The 17,081-nt window shown below is 71.3% G+C and carries 16 protein-coding genes; 6 read left to right on the top strand and 10 right to left on the bottom strand.

Annotated elements, in window-relative coordinates:
• Positions 1-69: 69 nt before the first annotated feature.
• From CHC05_RS00650 to CHC05_RS00635, 4 genes are read right to left on the bottom strand one after another with little or no spacing between them, the layout of a single operon-like run.
• Positions 70-402 carry a type II toxin-antitoxin system PemK/MazF family toxin gene (locus CHC05_RS00650; RefSeq protein ID WP_245870595.1) on the bottom strand — a complete coding sequence of 111 codons (333 nt, stop codon included), beginning with the start codon at positions 400-402 and terminating at the stop codon, positions 70-72.
• A gap of 24 nt (positions 403-426) precedes the next feature.
• Positions 427-708: a DUF6510 family protein gene (locus CHC05_RS00645; RefSeq protein ID WP_089243514.1), complete on the bottom strand. Its 282-nt coding sequence runs from the start codon at positions 706-708 to the stop codon at positions 427-429.
• A 40-nt stretch (positions 709-748) separates the two neighbouring features.
• Entirely contained in the window at positions 749-1,516 is a 768-nt protein-coding gene (locus CHC05_RS00640) for a ferredoxin reductase (RefSeq protein WP_089243512.1), read from the bottom strand.
• Positions 1,486-2,085 (bottom strand): sulfite oxidase-like oxidoreductase, encoded by a 600-nt coding sequence (locus tag CHC05_RS00635; RefSeq protein WP_089243510.1) that lies wholly within the window; start codon positions 2,083-2,085, stop codon positions 1,486-1,488. Before CHC05_RS00635 ends, CHC05_RS00640 begins: the two co-directional genes overlap by 31 nt.
• A 110-nt stretch (positions 2,086-2,195) precedes the next feature.
• Here CHC05_RS00635 and CHC05_RS00630 point away from each other — a divergent pair, with 110 nt between their 5' ends.
• Positions 2,196-2,387, top strand: a complete 192-nt coding sequence (locus CHC05_RS00630) for an FAD-binding oxidoreductase (protein WP_089243508.1) — start codon at positions 2,196-2,198, stop codon at positions 2,385-2,387.
• A gap of 394 nt (positions 2,388-2,781) precedes the next feature.
• The gene (locus CHC05_RS00625; RefSeq protein WP_089243506.1) at positions 2,782-4,077 is read left to right on the top strand and encodes a GNAT family N-acetyltransferase; all 1,296 of its coding nucleotides are present in this window, start codon (positions 2,782-2,784) and stop codon (positions 4,075-4,077) included.
• A gap of 45 nt (positions 4,078-4,122) precedes the next feature.
• Here CHC05_RS00625 and sthA read toward each other — a convergent pair whose 3' ends face one another.
• Positions 4,123-5,523 carry a Si-specific NAD(P)(+) transhydrogenase gene (gene sthA, locus CHC05_RS00620; protein ID WP_089243504.1) on the bottom strand — a complete coding sequence of 467 codons (1,401 nt, stop codon included), beginning with the start codon at positions 5,521-5,523 and terminating at the stop codon, positions 4,123-4,125.
• Between the two features lie 108 nt (positions 5,524-5,631).
• Here sthA and CHC05_RS00615 point away from each other — a divergent pair, with 108 nt between their 5' ends.
• The gene (locus tag CHC05_RS00615) at positions 5,632-8,400 is read left to right on the top strand and encodes an AfsR/SARP family transcriptional regulator (protein ID WP_089243502.1); all 2,769 of its coding nucleotides are present in this window, start codon (positions 5,632-5,634) and stop codon (positions 8,398-8,400) included.
• Between the two features lie 162 nt (positions 8,401-8,562).
• Positions 8,563-8,715, top strand: a complete 153-nt coding sequence (locus CHC05_RS41240) for a hypothetical protein (protein WP_179265998.1) — start codon at positions 8,563-8,565, stop codon at positions 8,713-8,715.
• Between the two features lie 1,093 nt (positions 8,716-9,808).
• Here CHC05_RS41240 and CHC05_RS00610 read toward each other — a convergent pair.
• The 5 genes from CHC05_RS00610 to CHC05_RS00590 form a co-directional block, all read right to left on the bottom strand.
• Positions 9,809-10,264 (bottom strand): MaoC family dehydratase, encoded by a 456-nt coding sequence (locus tag CHC05_RS00610; protein WP_089243500.1) that lies wholly within the window; start codon positions 10,262-10,264, stop codon positions 9,809-9,811.
• Positions 10,261-11,433, bottom strand: coding sequence for an acyl-CoA dehydrogenase family protein (locus CHC05_RS00605; RefSeq protein WP_089243498.1), 1,173 nt, complete (start codon positions 11,431-11,433; stop codon positions 10,261-10,263). The genes CHC05_RS00610 and CHC05_RS00605 overlap by 4 nt, the downstream gene beginning before the upstream one ends.
• A gap of 288 nt (positions 11,434-11,721) precedes the next feature.
• On the bottom strand, positions 11,722-12,483 hold the full coding sequence (gene fabG, locus CHC05_RS00600) for a 3-oxoacyl-ACP reductase FabG (protein WP_089243496.1): 762 nt from the start codon (positions 12,481-12,483) through the stop codon (positions 11,722-11,724).
• Positions 12,484-12,513: 30 nt separating this feature from the next.
• Positions 12,514-13,698, bottom strand: a complete 1,185-nt coding sequence (locus tag CHC05_RS00595; RefSeq protein WP_089243494.1) for a thiolase family protein — start codon at positions 13,696-13,698, stop codon at positions 12,514-12,516.
• 17 nt (positions 13,699-13,715) lie between these two features.
• Complete coding sequence (locus CHC05_RS00590; RefSeq protein ID WP_089243492.1) at positions 13,716-14,864, bottom strand: acyl-CoA dehydrogenase family protein; 1,149 nt, start codon at positions 14,862-14,864, stop codon at positions 13,716-13,718.
• A gap of 80 nt (positions 14,865-14,944) precedes the next feature.
• Between CHC05_RS00590 and CHC05_RS00585 the strand changes: the two genes are divergently transcribed.
• Both CHC05_RS00585 and CHC05_RS00580 read left to right on the top strand, forming a co-directional pair.
• The gene (locus tag CHC05_RS00585; protein WP_089243490.1) at positions 14,945-15,622 is read left to right on the top strand and encodes a TetR/AcrR family transcriptional regulator; all 678 of its coding nucleotides are present in this window, start codon (positions 14,945-14,947) and stop codon (positions 15,620-15,622) included.
• Positions 15,623-15,626: 4 nt separating this feature from the next.
• On the top strand, positions 15,627-17,075 hold the full coding sequence (locus CHC05_RS00580) for an aldehyde dehydrogenase family protein (protein ID WP_089243488.1): 1,449 nt from the start codon (positions 15,627-15,629) through the stop codon (positions 17,073-17,075).
• Positions 17,076-17,081: the final 6 nt, after the last annotated feature.

Here is a 17,081-nt window from a genome sequence, read left to right as displayed (position 1 = left end):
GATTCCCCGGCGGGAGCAACGGTCGTGCCGCCGACGAACCCGGGACCAACGCTTCTAACGATCTTCGCTCTAGAGGTCGAAAAGCTCTCTCAGGGAGGCGGATATCTTCGCCATGCTGGCGCCGGTGAGGAGGCCGAGGCGTTCGGCGCCGATGCTGGCCGGCAGGCGGCGCATCCGGTTGAGGACGACCACGCCGGAGATCGGGTCGGTCTCGGCCAGGGCGATCGCGAAGGGCGGCAGGTCGTCGGCCGAGCCGCGTTGGCGCACGACGGGCGCGCAGAAGGGTGCGGCGCTCGGCCGGTCGTTGTGGGCCTCGGAGGAGAGGACGACTACGCGGTAGCGCAGATCGGCGCGCTGCCCGATCGTCCACACCTCGCCCTGTTTCACCGCACGCTCACCCACCAATCACGCCGATCGTACGGCTCTTCACGCCCGTTCGGTGGGCGCCGCCAGCGGTATTTCGAGCGAGACCACGCCTCGCAGGTCGAGCCACGCGCGGTCCGGGCCGCGGACCAGCCGCATGTTCACTTCCTGACAGTTCGGGCAGCGGGCGACCATGCCGGGCGCGTGGTCGTAGACGTGCAGTTGCGCCAGCATTCCCTGGTCTCCGCAGGAGGCGCAGGTGCCCTTGGCCATCGACATGTCGACCGCGAAGATCTCGGTGAGCGGGCCGGCCAGGGCGTTGCCGTCGGTGTAGAGGTCGGACATTGGTGCTCTCCCCTCGGATGCTAGGTGCCGCTCGGGCCACTCAGCTGCCACTAGGACCGAAACGCTCGGTCTTGACCTTGCGCGGGTCGTGGCCCTGGGCGACCAGGATGTCGGCCACGGTCTCCACGAAGCCGGTCGGGCCGCAGACGAAGCACGCCGGTTGCAGGTCCGGCGGCCAGCCGTGGGTCGCGACGGTCGCGAGCTTGAGCCGGCCGACCTCGCCCGGCCATTCGGGCGGGGCCTCACGCGTGTACGCGTACGCGATGTCCAGACCCATGTCGTCCCGCAGCCGGGTCCGGAGCTCGGCGGCGTAGAGCATGTCCTCGGGCGTGCGCACCGAGTAGATGAGGCGGAACGGCACCCGGCTGCGCGCCTCCGCGCGGGCGCGGACCATCGCCATCAGCGGCACGACGCCGGAGCCGCCGCCGATCAGCACGACCGGGTCGGTGTCGGTGTCGCGCCAGACGAACCAGCCGCCGATCGGCCCCCGGATCTCGATCGGGTCACCGACGTTCATGCCCTCCAGCAGATACGGGGACACCTCCCCGTCGTGCACGGCCTGGATGGTCAGCTCGACGCGGTCGCCGTCCTGCGGGTTGGCGATCGAGTACGAGCGCTCCGTGGAGTAGCCGTCCTCGGCCGTGAGCTTGACGTCGACGTGCTGCCCGGGCAGGTGGCCGGGCCAGTCGGGCACGTCGAACACCAGCGTGCTCGCTGTCGCGCTCTCGCGGCGGCGCTCGGTCAGTGTGGCGACTCGCCACAGCAGCCGGCCGCCGGTCAGTCGCCTTGGTACCGCTGCTCGCGCCATGGGTCCCCGTAATCGTGGTAGCCGGCGGTCTCCCAGAAGCCCGGTTCGTCGGCGAGCATGAGCTCGAGGCCGTTGACCCACTTGGCGGACTTCCAGAAATACAGGTGGGGTACGAGGAGCCGGGCGGGACCGCCGTGCTCGGGCGCCAGCGGCTCGCCGTCGAACTCGTAGGCCACCCACGCCTGCCCGTTGAGCAGGTCCTCCAGCGGGACGTTGGTGGTGTAGCCGCCGTACGAGTGGGCCATCACGTAGTCGGCCGCGGTCTCGACGTCATTCAGCAGCGTCTCGACCGGCACGCCCTTCCAGTGGGTGCCGAGCTTCGACCACTTGGTCACGCAGTGGATGTCGGTGGTGATGTCCTCGCTGGGCAGGCTGGTCAGCTCTTTCCAGGACCACTGCTTGCGCTGCCCGGTCTCGGTGCTGACGGTGAACTGCCACCGGTCGAGATCGATCCGCGGCGTGGGGCCGGCGGAGAGGACGGGAAAGTCGTGTGTCAGGTACTGCCCAGGCGGCAGTTTGGTGTCCCCCGACCCTCTGCGGCCGAAGAACCCCGGTGAGACGATGCCCATCCCCAAAGTCTTACCAGCCTTGCGCGGTCCGGCACATCGCCTAAGGCATCCTAGGATAATATTGGTACGGGTACGACGTAGGGGAAGGCCGCGCTTCGCGTCGCCGCCGTCTGCTCCGGGCGGATGCCGTCCTCGGCCGTGAGCTTGACGTCGACCGCGTCGAGCTGACCATCCAGGCCGTGCACGACGGGGAGGTGTCCCCGTATCTGCTGGAGGGCATGAACGTCGGTGACCCCATCGAGATCCGGGGGCCCGCCGGTCAGTCGCCTTGGTACCGCTGCTCGCGCCATGGGTCCCCGTAATCGTGGTAGCCGGCTGGTCAGCTCTTTCCAGGACCACTGCTTGCGCTGCCCGGTCTCCCACGCCGTCAACGCCTGTCGACGATCGGCGTAGAGGCTGAAGAAGCCTCCGCCTCGCCGGCGCCGTGGACCCGCAGGCCCGCCGGCAAGGGATCGGCACCCGCCTCATGCTCTGGTCCCTAACCACCGCGAAGGCGTGGGCGAAGCTGCTGGGCCCGGTCACGACCATCGCCGACGCCGCCGACACCGAGGCGGACCTGCGGACGACGCTGAAACACCTCAGGTTCCGGGAGGCCGCCACCTTCGTCGAGATGGGTCGGCCGGTCACCGCGGACAGCCTGCCGGCGGCCGTCGACGGGCTCGACCTGGTGCCCTTCACAGTGACCTGGACGCGGCGGTGCTGGCGGTCCAGACACACGTCAAGGGGCCTGACGGCGAGTCCGAGTTCCGCACCATCCTCGCCAAGCCGAGCTTCCGCCCCGACCTGTCCCGGGTCGCGCTGGACCCGGTGTCGCGTGCGGTCGTCGGCTGCCTGCTCGTCCAGAACTCGCCCGGAGACAGCCAGGGCTGGATCGACTCGATCGCCGTCCGCCGCAGCGAGCGGGGTCGTCAGGTCACCGCCGCGCTGGTCGCGTCCGCGCTGCGGGGTTTCCTCGCCGCCGGGCTGACCTCGGCCGGCCTCGGCGTGATGCTCGACGAGGCGGTGGCGCAGGACCTGTGGGTCTGCGAGGCGCTCGGGTTCACGGTGGCCTACCGCTGGACCCGGTTCGTGCGACCGGTGGACGGCACGATCGACTCCTCCGTCAAGCTCGCCGTGTCGAAGGTCGCCGACCTGCCGGACGACGAGCTCCGCGACGTCGCCGTGTGGCTGGCGGCGCGCAACCGGCTGCCGGCGTCCTACGTGGGTTACCTCGGCAGCGTCGGCGAGCAGGTGTACGTGGAGCTGAAAGCCCTGTCGCCGGGTGCGGTGCTGGCACAGCTGCACCATCGGGGCAAGCGGGTCGGCCTCATGATGGCCGAGTGGGACCCGAAGTCCAGCAGGGCCTGGCTGCACGGGCCGTGGGCGCCGCTCGACGAGGCGGCCGACGCCCTGTACGCCGCGCTGTCGCCGCACATCCCCGCCGAGAAGAACGAGCTGGAGGCGTTCTGCGACCGGGCGAACAGGATCGTCACGGACTTCGCTGCCTGCAACGGCCTCCTCCCCGACGGGGTGTTCAACAACCTGGCGTTCGCGCGCGGTGGCGAGGTCGCCGAGCCGGTCAACCCCGTGCTGCCGTACGAGGAGAGGCACTTCGCGGCGTTCGAGCGGTTGCACTACAACGCCCACCCCGACACCGAGCTGACCGCCGCGCGCATCGTCGCCGAGGGGGTCCCGCTGTGGCTCGTCTTCCGCGACGGCGCGATGCGGGGCTACTTCACCTACCGCTACGCCGCCGGTGAGTCCATCGCCCGGATCGAGCACATGTCGACCGACCCGTCGCTGCCGGAGGACATCCGGACCGAGGTCTGGGTGGATCTGCTCAGGGCCGCGTTGCGGACGATCTTCGAGAACCCGCGGATCGGCCAGGTGGAGATGGTCACGAGGTCGGTCCAGAGCGATCCCGGGGCCAGCGCGGTGGGTTTCGAGCTGGTGCGCTCGATGCGGATCTTCCGGACGGTGCCGAGGCTGACGACCCACGTGTCGACGATCTGAGCCGCGGGGCGGGGCGTCCGGTCGGACGCCCCGCCCCGCGCCCGATCAGTGCAGGCGGGACAGGTGGCGCATCTTGTTCATCGCGTCGAGGGCCGCGACCTTGTAGGCCTCGGCCAACGTCGGGTAGTTGAAGACCGCGTCGACCAGGTAGTCGACCGTGCCGTCGCAGCCCATGACGGCCTGGCCGATGTGGACCAGCTCCGTGGCGCCCGTGCCGAAGATGTGGACGCCGAGTAGGCGGCCGTCTTCCGGGGCCACCAGGAGCTTGAGCATGCCGTACGAGTCGCCGATGATCTGGCCTCGGGCCAGCTCGCGGTAGCGGGCCAGGCCCACCTCGAACGGGATCCGGGCCTCGGTCAGCTCGTCTTCCGTGCGGCCGATGAAGCTGATCTCGGGGATCGTGTAGATGCCGATCGGTTGGAGGGCGGGCATCGCCCGCGCCGGCTCGTCGCAGGCGTGGTGCGCGGCCAGGCGGCCCTGTTCCATCGAGGTGGAGGCCAGCGCCGGGAAGCCGATCACGTCGCCGACCGCGTAGATGTGCGGGACCGCCGTGCGGAAGTGCTCGTCGACCGAGAGGCGGCCGCGCGCGTCGGCGGACAGGCCGGCGGCGGCCAGCTCGAGGTCGGAGGCGGTGCCCTGGCGGCCGGCGGAGTACATGACCGTGTCGGCGGCGATCTTCTTGCCGCTCTCGAGCACCGCGACGGCGCCCTGGGCGTAGCGCTCGACCGACGCGACCGACTCGCCGAAGCGGAACGTCACGGCCAGGTCGCGCAGGTGGTATTTCAGCGCCTCGATCACCTCGAGGTCGCAGAACTCGAGCATGCGGTCGCGCCGCTCGACGACCGTGACCTTGGTGCCGAGGGCCGCGAACATCGACGCGTACTCGATGCCGATCACGCCCGCGCCGACCACCACCATGGACCGCGGCACGCGTTCGAGGTTGATGATGCCGTCGGAGTCGATGATCGTGCGGTCGTCGAAGTCGACCGACGTCGGCCGCGCGGGCCGGGTGCCGGAGGCGATGACCACCTTGGCCGCGCTCGCGTGTGACTCGCGGCCCCGGGCGTCGGTGACGGTCAGGGTGTTGGGGTCGGCGAACTTGCCGAACCCGCTGAGCAGCGCGACCCGGTTGCGGTTGAGCTGGTTGCGGATCACGTCGATCTCACGGCCGATGACGTGTTGCGTGCGCGCCGCGAGATCCGCGACCGTGATGTCGTCCTTGACCCGGTAGCTCTGCCCGTACATCTCCCGTTGGCTCAGGCCCGTCAGATAGAGCACCGCCTCGCGCAACGTCTTCGACGGGATGGTGCCCGTGTTGATGCACACGCCGCCGATCATGTTGTCGCGCTCAACCACCCCGACCCGCCGGCCCAACTTCGCCGCCGCGATCGCCGCCTTCTGTCCGCCAGGCCCCGACCCCAGCACAAGCACGTCGAAGTCGTACATGCGGTCAGTCTGACAGCCGTACGTTACGTTTTGGGATCTTGGATCGGGTCTGTGGACAACCGACCGGCCACCGTATCGTCGTGCACGGGCGCGGACGAAGGGCCGTTTGTGGAGTTCCGGATACTGGGGCCGCTCGAGGTGTGGGACGCGGATCGCCGGTTGGACATCGGCGGCCCGAAGTGCCGACGCGTGCTGGCCGCGCTGGCGTGCGCGCCCGGCCAGGTGATGAGCGTCGACAACCTGGTCGACGCGGCGTGGGAAGACCGGCCTCCCGGCACGGCGCGCAAGCAGCTGCAGAACACGGTTTCCCTGCTGCGCCAGAACATCGGTGGCAAGCGGCTGCAGGCGCGCAGCTCGGGGTACGTGCTCGCGGTGCCGCGCGATCGGGTCGACGCCTGCCGGTTCGAGGACCACCTCGTGCAGGCCGAGATGGCCACCGCCGCCGGCGACGCCGCGTTGGCCAGGCAGTCCTTGGAGACCGCGCTGGCGTTGTGGCGGGGACCGGCGCTGGCGGGAGTGGGCGGCCGGGCCGCGGAGCTGGCGGCGACGCGCCTGACCGAGCGGCGGTTGTCGGCGCTGACCCGCTGGGCCGAGGTCCTGCTGGAGTTCGGCCAACCGGCGGTCGTCGTCGACGAGCTCGTGGCGGAGGTCGACCGGCATCCGCTCCGGGAACCGCTGACGACCGTGTTGATGCTGGCGCTGTGCCAGGCCGGGCGCGGCGCCGAGGCGCTGGCCCGCTACCACCAGATCCGGCGGGCACTGGCGTCCGAGCTCGGGGTCGAGCCAGGGCGGGAGCTGCGCCGGCTGTTCGAGCGGATCCTCGCGGACGACCCGGCGTTGACGGCGGTCGGCACCCGCGCCGTCCCTGGCCGTCCGGTGCCGGCTCAGCTCCCCGCCGAGGTGTTCGGCTTCACCGGTCGGGCAGCCGCGCTGGCCACCCTCGACGCGCTCCTGCGCACCGACGGGCCGCCGAGCGCGGTGGTGATCTCCGCGGTGTCGGGCACGGCCGGCGTCGGCAAGACGGCACTGGCGGTGCACTGGGCACATCGGGTGCGAGCGACCTTCCCGGACGGCCAGTTGTACGTGAACCTGCGTGGCTTCGACGCGTCCGGGACGGTGGTGACCCCGGCCGAGGCTGTCCGCCGTTTCCTGGATGCGCTCGTCGTGCCGCCCGCCCGGGTCCCCGCCGACCCGGAGGCGCAGGTCGACCTCTATCGGACGCTGCTGGCCGGCAAGCGGATGCTCGTCGTGCTCGACAACGCCCGGGATCCCGACCAGGTCAGGCCGCTGCTGCCGGGCTCCCCCGGCTGCCTGGTGCTGGTCACCAGCCGGAACCGGCTCGCCGGTCTGGTCGCGGCCGTCGGTGCGCGGCCGGTCGCGCTGGACCTGCTTACCGTTCCGGAGGCGCTCGACCTGCTCGCCACCCGCCTCGGTCGGGACCGGGTCGACTCCGAGCCCGGCGCCGTCGACGAGATCGTGACGCTGTGCGCCCGGCTTCCGATCGCGCTGGCCGTGGTCGCCGCCAACGCCGCCACCAACCCGTCGCTGTCGTTGGGCACGCTGGCCTCCCAGTTGCGTACCAGCCGGCTCGACGCACTGTCCACAAGTGACTCGTCGGACGGCGACCTGCGGGCCGTGTTCTCGTGGTCGTATCGGGCGCTCAGCCCGGCCGGGGCGCGGCTGTTCCGGCTGCTCGGCCTGCATCCCGGGCCCGACATCTCCGCGGCCGCGGCCGCCAGCCTCGCCGGGCTGCCCGCCGAGGACCTGAGTCCGTTGCTGCACGAGCTGACCACGGCGCACCTGCTCGTCGAGCACAGTCCTGGGCGGTACACCTTCCACGACCTGCTGCGGGCCTATGCCGGGGACCTCGCTGAGGCTGTCGAGCCGTCCTTGCAGCGGCGTGCCGCCACGGGCCGCCTGCTCGACCACTATGTGCACACGGCGTACCCGGCCGCCCTGCTGTTGGATCCTGGGCGTGATCCTCTCAGCCTTGCGCCGCCGTCGGCCGGGGTGTCTCCGGAACCTGCCGGCGACCCGCAGTGGGCGCGCGACTGGTTCGCCGTCGAGCACGGGGTGCTGCTGGCCGCGGTCGACCATGCCGCGGCGGCGGGGTTCGACAGTCACACGTGGCAGCTCGCCTGGACCCTGCGCAACTTCCTCGACCGGCAGGGCAACTGGCAACGCTGGGTCGAGACACAGCGGATGGCGCTGGCGGCCACGGAGCGGTTGGGTGATCTCGCGATCCAGCCCGCCGCGCACCGCCACCTCGCCAACGCGTACACCCGGCTCCGGCAGTTCGACGAAGCGCACGCCCACCTGCAGGTCGCCGTCTCGCTGAGTGCTGAGGCTGGTGACCGGCTCGAAGAGGCACACTCGCAACAGAATTTGTCGCATGTCTGGGACAGGCAGGGCCGCAACGAGGAGGCGCTGCACCACATCCGGTTGGCGATGGACCTGTACCGGATGGTGGGCAACCACCGTGGCCAGGCGCGGTGCCTCAACGGCATCGGGTGGTACCTGACGCTGCGCGGCGACCACGAACAGGCCATCGCGACCTGCCGGGCCGCGCTGCCGCTGCTGCAGAACCTTGACGACCGGCCGGCCGAGGCGGCGACCTGGGACAGCATCGGGTACGCGCACCACCAGCTCGGCCAGCACGACGAGGCGGTGGCCTGCTACGGGCATGCGCTGGCGCTGGTGCGGGAGATCGGTGACCGCTACTACGAGGCGGTCGCGCTCACCCACATCGGCGACGCCCAGGTGGCCGCAGGCGCGTCGGGTTTGGCGGGCGATGCCTGGGAACGAGCCTTGGCGATCCTCGACGAGCTGCGGCATCCGGAGGCGGACCAGGTGCGGGCCAAGCTCGCCGGGTTGTAGCCCTTTCACGCTCCCGGGACAGTTTCGGGACGAATCCGGGACGCGGTGTCCTAGCGTCGCGCCATCGGGGGCCACGGTGTGCTCCGAACCACTGGGGCACACGTGGATCGATTGTCCTGAAGCGGGCGATGACCTTCATCGCCCGGGCCCAAAGGGGGAAACATGAAGAAGCGCTTCCTGTCCACGAAGGTACGCCCCATCCTGGTGACGGCCGCGGCAGTGGCAACGCTGGCGGTGGCGGTCGCACCCGCGGCGGTCGTGAGCAACCTGGCCGCCGAGTGCGACAAGCACGCCTGCTCCGTCGGCCTGCGCTGACCGTGCCGGCGGGCCTGGCCGCCACGCCGGGCCCGCCAACGGCACAGCCCGGCGTCACGCGCCTGTTAGACCGATGGTTCGGCAAGCCCGTCGACGGGTCATGCCCGAACGGCAGTCATGCCAACACGTGCCGGGCGACAGCGCCGGTCAGCAGCGGCCGCGGTTGGCCAAATCCACCGCGCCTCGACGTCACGGCGGCAGTCGGTCGGCATCGCGGCGCTGACCGGCATGGCTGTCTGTCGCGGCACTCGCGCGCCCGGCTCCGCTGGCGCCGCAACCAGCGCGAGGGCGAACCGCGGCGCCAGCCAGTCCGACTCCCACGCCACAAGCCAACGCGCCGCCGAGTCGCGACACTAACCGGACCCACTCCCTACCGAACCACACCAACGCGACCCCGCGTCGCCGCGATAGCCACACGCGACGCCGCACCGCTGCACGACACAGCACGACCGCGCGTCGCCGCGCTAACCGCACGCAACGCCGCATCGCTGCACGACACAGCACCACCGCGCATCACCGCGCAAGCCAACGCAACGCCACATCGCGGCACAACACAGCGCCACCCCGCATCACCGCGCGAGCCCGCATCGCGGACTAGCCAACGCAACGCCACATCGCGACACAACACAGCGCCACCCGCATCGCCGCGCGAGCCTGCGTCGCGGCACTAGCCAACGCGACGCCACATCGCGGCAGGACACAGCGCAAGTCCGCCTGCTCCCGACGGCACGTCAACGACCTCGTCGACGCCGCACGCGCGGCGCCGATCTGGGCATGTATCTCGCATCGGCACGTTAACCAGCGCGACTCCAACGCCAAGCCGCAACCAGCGCGACTCCGAATCGCGGTGCTAACCGGCCCGACCCCCGAAACACAAACCAAGGCGACGGCGCATCGCGGCACTAGCCCGCGCGACTCCCCGCCAAACCACAAACCAGCGCAACCCGCGTCGCCGCGCCGGGCGGCGCAACCCCCTCCCGCACGCCGAGAGTCGGTGCGACTCCCTATCGCGCCGCCGGTCGGCGGGTGAACCGACGGTGCACGTGCCGCGGGGCGTGCACCGTCGGCGCCCTGACCTGGGCGATACGGCAGGTCAGACGTATAGGCGGCTGACCGTTTCGGCGACACAGACCGGCTTCTCGCTCGCGTTGTTCTCGACCGTGACCTTGGCGACCAGCTGGACGCCGCCCTGGACCGGGTCGACCGCGGCGATCTCCGCGTGGACCCGGACGGACGTGCCGACCCGGACCGGGGCCGGGAAGCGGACCCGGTTGAGGCCGTAGTTGACGCCCATCCGCGTGCCCTTGACCGTGTAGAGGGCACCGACCAGCGACGGCAGCAGCGACAGGGTCAGGAAGCCGTGCGCCACCGGGCCGCCGAACGGGCCGGCCGCGGCCCGGTCCGGGTCGACGTGGATCCACTGGTGGTCGTCGGTCGCGTCGGCGAACAGGTTGACGCGGGACTGGTCGACCTCGAACCACTCGCCGGGGCCGAGCGTCTCGCCGACGGCGGCCGCCAGCTCGTCGACGGACGCGAACTCGCGCTTCATGCCAGGTGTCCTCCGATTTCGGTGTAGCCGCGGAGCAGGTCGCGGGAGATGATCAGGCGCTGCATCTCGTCAGTGCCCTCGAAGATGCGGAGCAAGCGCATCTGCCGGTACCAGCGTTCGATCGGCAGCTCGCGGGTGTAGCCCATCCCGCCGTGGATCTGGAGCACCCGGTCAACGACGTCGTTGACCATGCGGGCGCCGTACAGCTTGGACATCGACGAGGCGTGCCGGGCGTCGGCGCCCTGGTCGACCGTCCACGCCGCGCGCAGGATCAACCAGCGCGCGGCCTCGAGCTCGGTCTCGGAGTCGGCGATCATCCACTGGATGGCCTGGTTGGTGGCCAGCGGCTTGCCGAACGTCTCGCGGGTGTTGGCGTGGTCGATCGCCATCCGCAGTGCCCGCTCGGCCACACCGACCGCGTGCGACGGGATGATGTAGCGCCCCTTGCCGATCCACTGCATGCCGAGCGCGAAGCCCTGGCCGACCTCACCGAGCACGTTGCGCCCCGGGACGCGCACGGAGTCGAAGACCAGCGACGCCGGCCCGCCCTCGCCCATCGTCGGGATGAACTCGGAACGCCAGCCCATCGAGCGGTCGACGAGGAAGGCGGTGCTGCCGCCCGCGCGTACGTCCTGGTCGCGATCGGACACCGCCACCACGATCGCGAAGTCGGCGTCGTTGCCGTTGGTGATGAAGGTCTTCTCGCCGTCGAGGATCCAGTCATCGCCGTCGCGGCGCGCGGTCATCCGGATGTTGGCGGCGTCGGAACCGGCACCGGGCTCGGTGATCGCGAAGCAGGAGATCCGGTCGCCCTCGATGGTCGGGCGGAGGAACTCGGCCTTCTGCTCGTCGTTGGCGAAGAACAGGATGTTGTCGGCCTCGCCACCGAACCGGAACGGCACCCAGGACCGGCCGATCTCCGTCCAGATCAGCGACTGCATGACGGCGGGCAGATCCATGCCGCCGTATTCCTCGGGCGTAGCCAGCCCCCAGAAGCCGAACGCCCGCGCCTTGGTCTGCAGCTCGCGCAACTCGTCGAGGCGCAGCCCGGGCTCGTGGGCACGCTCGCGACGCAGCACCTCCTGCTCGAGCGGCATCACTTCCTTGCGGATGAAGGTCCGGGCGGTCTCCCGGATCGCCTTCTCCTCGTCGCTCAGCGAAAAGTCCACGATGGTCCTCCCCAGAACCGGCCGGTGGTACGCGCTAATCCGGGCAGCTCACGTCCGGATTGTGGCCCGGCGCCACGTGGGGCGGCGCCGGACCATTGTTGGAAGGGTGATTCGTGCGTGTCTTCGAGGTCAGGGCACTGCCGCCGCGACGTCCGGACGGCGTCCGGGGACGCGTGGCAGGCGATGGTGTGCTTCCGCCCGGCCTCCGCCCGCGGCCGGACACCCGCCGCCGCGTCCGGCGGGCCTCCACCCGCGACTCGCGCGCCGCCGTGATCCATGAGACACCGCCTAACGCGCGCCGCCGTTGATGTAGAGGGTCTGGCCGCTCACGTAGGACGCGTCGTCGCTGGCCAGGAAGGCGATGACGGCGGCGACCTCTTCCGGCTGGCCGACCCGACGTAGCGGGGTGACCTCGGCCGCCATCTTCTGGTGGTCTTCGGGCGCGGCGCCGACGCGGGTCGCGGTCGCGGCCGTCATCGCGGTGGCGATGTAGCCGGGTGCCACGGCGTTGACGTTGATGTTGAACGGGCCCAGCTCGATCGCGAGCGTGGCGGTCAGGCCCTGGACGCCCGCCTTCGCGGCCGCGTAGTTGACCTGGCCCCGGTTGCCCAGCGCCGACCGGCTGCTCAAGTTGACGATCTTGCCGTAGCGGGCCGCCACCATGTGCTTCTGCGCTGCCTGGCAGCAGTAGAACATGCTGCTCAGGTTGGTGGTCAGCACGGACTCCCACTCAGCCGCCGGCATCTTGAACAGCATGTTGTCGCGGGTGATGCCGGCGTTGTTGACCAGGATGTCGAGCCGGCCGTGCTCGGCGACCACCGCGTCGACCATCGCGGCCACCGCCTCCGGGTCGGTCACGTCGCAGCCGTAGCCGATGGCCGCACCGCCCGCGCCCTTGATCTCGTCGGCCGTGGCCGCGCTGCGGTCGGCGTCGAGGTCGACCACCGCCACCCGGGCACCTTCGCCGGCCAGCCGGCGGGCCGTCGCGGCACCGATCCCCTGCGCCGCGCCGGTCACGATCGCGACCCGATCGGCGAACCTGTCGCTCATCTCTGAATCTCCCTGCTCAGGTTGGTTGTCTCAGCGCTCAACGAGCACGGCCGTGCCCTGGCCGACGCCGATGCACATGGTGGCCAGGCCGCGCCGGGCGCCGGTGCGGCGCATGCGGTGCAGCAGCGTGGTGAGGATGCGGGCGCCGGAGCAGCCCAGCGGGTGACCGATGGCGATGGCGCCACCGGACGGGTTGACCAGCTTCTCGTCGATGCCGAGCTCGTCGACGACCGCGAGCGCCTGGGCCGCGAAGGCCTCGTTGAGCTCGGCGGTCTCGATGTCGTCGAGCGTCCAACCACGCCGGTCGAGCACGCGCCGGGTCGCCGGGACCGGACCGATGCCCATCACATCCGGGTGTACGCCGGCGCTCGCCCCACCGACCCAGCGCCCGAGGGGTTCGACACCCAGCGAGCCGAGCGCCTCTTCGCTGACCAGCACGAGGGCCGCCGCGCCGTCGTTGAGCGGCGACGAGTTGCCCGCCGTGACCGTGCCGGCCTTGTCGAACACCGGCTTGAGCCGGCCCAGCTTCTCCAGCGACGTGTCGGCGCGGATGCCCTCGTCAGTCTCGAAGACCGCGCCGTCGGGCAGGCTCACCGGTAGGAGCTCGGCGGCGAAGTCGCCGGCGGCTGTCGCCGCCGCGGCGGCCTGGTGGCTGCGCAGCGCGAACGCGTCCTGCCGGTCGCGCCCGATGCCGTAGCGGCGGGCCACCTCTTCGGCGGTCTCGCCCATGCTCAGCACGCCGTGCAGCTCGCGCATCCGGGGGTTGACCAGCCGCCAGCCCAGCCGGGTATCGAAGATCTCCATGCCGCGCGGCAACCCCTCCTCGGGACGCGGCAGCACGAACGGCGCGCGGCTCATCGACTCGGACCCGCCGGCCACCACGACGTCGGCGTCACCGGCGGCGATCGCCCGGGCCGCGCTGGTGACGGCCTCCAGGCCGGACGCGCACAGCCGGTTGACGGTCGCACCGGGCACCGTCTCGGGCAGGCCGGCCAGCAGCACCGCCATCCGGGCGACGTTGCGGTTGTCCTCGCCCGCCTGGTTGGCGGCGCCCCAGTAGACGTCGTCGACCTTCGCCGGGTCGAGCGCCGGTAGGTCGGCGAGGACCCCCGACAGCGCCCGCGCGGCGAGGTCGTCGGCGCGAACCGCCGACAACGCGCCGCGCAGGCGTCCGATGGGGGTACGCCGTGCCGCGGCGAAGTAGACCGGTCGCATCGCTTGCCTGACCTTTCTCAGAAGGCGGTGACGCCGGTGAGCGCCCGCCCGATGAGTAGTTGCTGGATCTCGCTGGTGCCCTCGTAGAGCGTGGTGACCCGGGCGTCGCGCAGGTATTTGCCGACCGGGTATTCGTCGATGTAGCCGTAGCCGCCGAACACCTGTAGCGCACGGTCGGCGGCGCGGACGGCGGCCTCGCTGGCGAACAGCTTGGCCATCGACGCCTCGGTGCCGAACGGCTGGCCGCGGTCGACGAGGTCGGCTACCCGCCAGACGAGTAGTCGGGCGGCGGCCACGTCGACGGCGATCTGGGCCAGGTGGCGCTGGACCAGCTGGTGGCCGGCGATGGGCTTGCCGAACTGCGTGCGCTCGCCGGCGTAGCGAACCGCCGCGTCCAGGCAGGCCTGGGCCAGCCCGACACAGCCGGCGGCGAGCGACATGCGGCCCTTGTCGAGTGTGGACATCGCGATCTTGAAGCCGTGCCCCTCGGGGCCGACGCGCGCGGTGTCGCCGACACGTACGCCGTCGAAGGTCAGCTCTGCCGTTGCCTGCCCGCGGAGGCCGAGCTTGCCGTGGACCTCGCGGCGGGTCAGGCCCGGCGTGTCGGTCTCGACGAGGAACGCGGTGACGCCGCGCGGGCCCGGACCGCCGGTGCGGGCGAAGACGAGCGCGACGTCGGCCCAGGTGCCGTTGGTGATGAACAGCTTCGTGCCCGTGAGCAGCCAGTGGTCGCCGTCACGGACGGCCCGCGTCTCGAGGTTGGCGGCGTCGGAGCCGGTGCCCGGCTCGGTCAGCGCGAAACAGCCCAGCGCCGTGCCGTCGCACAGTCGGGGCAGCCACGACGCCCGCTGAGTGTCGGACCCGTGTGCTGCGATGGTCTTCGCGACCAGGCCGAGGGAGACCGAGACGATGCCGCGCACCGACGAGTCGCCCCGACCGAGCTCTTCGAGCACCAGGCAGTACGTCAGGTGGTCGCCGCCCGAGCCGCCCAGCTCCTCGGGGATGGTCAGGCCGAGAAAGCCCAGGTCACCGAGGCGCTTGATGATCGACTGGTCGACCGCCTCGCGCCTGTCCCACTCGGCGGCGTGGGGCGTGACCTCGCGGGCGACGAACTCGGCGGCGAGGGAACGGCTCGCTTCGTGCTCGGGTGACAGGATGAGGTCCACACGAATAAACTAACGGTGGTAGTTTTCTTCTGTCCACCCCGCAACACGAGTTGTGCACAACCCGAGAGAGGAGTGCCGAGATGCCCCGACCGCGTCAGGCGCTGCTCACCCGGCAGCGCATCGTCGACACGGCCGCCGAGCTGATCGACGCCGAAGGGCTCGAGGCGGTGTCGACCCGGCGGCTGGCCGCGCAGCTCGGGGTCCGCGGCCCGTCGCTCTACAACCACTTCCCCAACAAGGACGCGATCCTCGACGCGGTCGCCGACGAGATCACCGCCGACGTCGACATCGACTGCTTCGCGACCCACGAGTGGCCCGAGGCTCTGCTGATCTGGGGCCGGTCCTACCGGGCCGCCCTGGCCGCGCACCCGCACATCGTTCCCCACCTAGCCAGGGGCCCCGGCCGCCGGCCGCGGGCCCTGGCAATGGCAGACGCCGTCTACGGCGGGCTGGTCCGGGCCGGCTGGCCGCCGGCGCGGGCGACCCACATCGGTGCCCTGATGCGCTATCTGGTGGCCGGCTCGGCGCTCGGGTCGTTCGCGCGCGGCTTCGCCTCCGACCCGGCGATCTACGTGTCCTCCGACTATCCCCACCTGGGGCAGGCCCATCGGTTGGCGGCACACCAGCGCGAGGTCGACGAGGGCGCGTTCGAGCTTGGGCTCGAAGCGGTCATCAAGGGCCTCCGGATCACGTATGAAGAGGTGGTCGTCGCCGCCGACCACACATTCCACGGCTCGACCCGCTCCACCGGGAGGTAACCGCATGGACCAGACCGAGGCCCGCGCCGCCGCCAAGCTGGCCGACCGCGACCGGCTCTACATCGACGGCGAGTGGCTGACCCCGCTGGACGCCCTGCCGATGCCCGTGCAGGACCCGGCCACCGAAGACGTCGTCGCCCACGTGCCGGCCGCCGGCAGCGCCGACGTCGACCGCGCGGTGGCGGCCGCCCGGGCGGCGTTCGGCCCCTGGGCCGCCCTGTCGCCCGGCGCCCGCGCCGACCACCTCGACCGGCTGCTCGTGGCACTGAGCGCGCGGGCCGAGCAGATCGCCGCGACGATCGCCATCGAGGTCGGCACGCCGATCAAGGTGGCACAGCGGGTGCAGACCGGCCTGCCGCTGCTGGTGCTGCGCGACTACGCGGCCCGGGCGCGGGCCGGGTTCGAGCCCGAGACGATCGGCAACTCCCTGGTCGTGCGCGAGCCCGCCGGTGTCGTCGGTGCGATCACGCCGTGGAACTACCCGCTGCACCAGGTGGTCGCCAAGGTCGGCGCCGCGCTCGCGGCGGGTTGCACGGTCGTGCTCAAGCCGGCCGAGTTGACGCCGCTCACCGCGTACCTGCTCTTCGACGCGGTGCACGAGGCGGGCCTGCCCCATGGGGTGGTCAACCTGGTCACCGGCTCCGGCCCGGTCGCGGGCTCGGCCCTGGCCGCGCACTCCGACGTCGACATCGTGTCGTTCACCGGCTCCGGCGCGACCGGCGCGGCGATCAGCCGGCTGGCCGCCGACCGCATCGCCCGGGTCACCCTCGAGCTGGGCGGCAAGTCGGCCAACGTGATCCTGCCCGACGCCGACCTGGCCAAGGCGGTCAAGGTCGGGGTCGGCAACGCGTTCCTCAACGCCGGCCAGACGTGCACCGCGTGGACCCGGATGCTGGTGCACCGCTCCGTCTACGAAGACGCGGTCGAGCTGGCCGCGACGGCATCGGCCGGCTACGTGACCGGCGACCCGTTCGACCCGGCGACCCGGCTCGGCCCGCTGGTCTCCGAGCGCCAACGCGATCGCGTACGCACGTACGTCGACAAAGGCCTGGCCGACGGAGCCCGGCTGGTCTCGGGCGGCCCCGACGCACCCGTGCCGGCCCGCGGCTGGTTCGTCGCGCCGACCGTGTTCGCCGACGTCGACCCCGACGACACGATCGCCCAGGAAGAGATCTTCGGCCCCGTCCTGTCGATCATCCCCTTCTCCGACGACGACCAGGCGGTCGAGATCGCCAACAACAGCCGCTATGGTCTGGCCGGAGCCGTCTGGTCCGGCGACGAAGACCGCGCGCTGGCGGTCGCCCGCCGCATGCGCACCGGTGCCGTCGACATCAACGGCGGCGCGTTCAACCCGCTGGCGCCCTTCGGCGGCTACAAGCAGTCGGGCGTGGGCCGCGAGCTCGGCGAGCACGGCCTGTCCGAGTTCCTCGAGACCAAGTCGATCCAACGATGAGGACCC

This window comes from Asanoa hainanensis, from assembly GCF_900188485.1.
GTDB classification, from domain to species: Bacteria; Actinomycetota; Actinomycetes; order Mycobacteriales; family Micromonosporaceae; genus Asanoa; species Asanoa hainanensis.
The sequence above is the reverse complement of the archived record's forward strand: the minus strand, read 5'-3'. Positions and strand labels throughout refer to the sequence as shown.

What these genes read in the sequence shown, in the direction of transcription:
- CHC05_RS00645 (WP_089243514.1), bottom strand. Translation starts at nt 708, where the DNA reads ATGTCCGACCTCTACACCGACGGCAACGCCCTGGCCGGCCCGCTCACC.
- CHC05_RS00640 (WP_089243512.1), bottom strand. Translation starts at nt 1,516, where the DNA reads ATGGCGCGAGCAGCGGTACCAAGGCGACTGACCGGCGGCCGGCTGCTG.
- CHC05_RS00635 (WP_089243510.1), bottom strand. Translation starts at nt 2,085, where the DNA reads ATGGGCATCGTCTCACCGGGGTTCTTCGGCCGCAGAGGGTCGGGGGAC.
- sthA (WP_089243504.1), bottom strand. Translation starts at nt 5,523, where the DNA reads ATGTACGACTTCGACGTGCTTGTGCTGGGGTCGGGGCCTGGCGGACAG.
- CHC05_RS41240 (WP_179265998.1), top strand. Translation starts at nt 8,563, where the DNA reads ATGAAGAAGCGCTTCCTGTCCACGAAGGTACGCCCCATCCTGGTGACG.
- CHC05_RS00610 (WP_089243500.1), bottom strand. Translation starts at nt 10,264, where the DNA reads ATGAAGCGCGAGTTCGCGTCCGTCGACGAGCTGGCGGCCGCCGTCGGC.
- fabG (WP_089243496.1), bottom strand. Translation starts at nt 12,483, where the DNA reads ATGAGCGACAGGTTCGCCGATCGGGTCGCGATCGTGACCGGCGCGGCG.
- CHC05_RS00595 (WP_089243494.1), bottom strand. Translation starts at nt 13,698, where the DNA reads ATGCGACCGGTCTACTTCGCCGCGGCACGGCGTACCCCCATCGGACGC.
- CHC05_RS00585 (WP_089243490.1), top strand. Translation starts at nt 14,945, where the DNA reads ATGCCCCGACCGCGTCAGGCGCTGCTCACCCGGCAGCGCATCGTCGAC.
- CHC05_RS00580 (WP_089243488.1), top strand. Translation starts at nt 15,627, where the DNA reads ATGGACCAGACCGAGGCCCGCGCCGCCGCCAAGCTGGCCGACCGCGAC.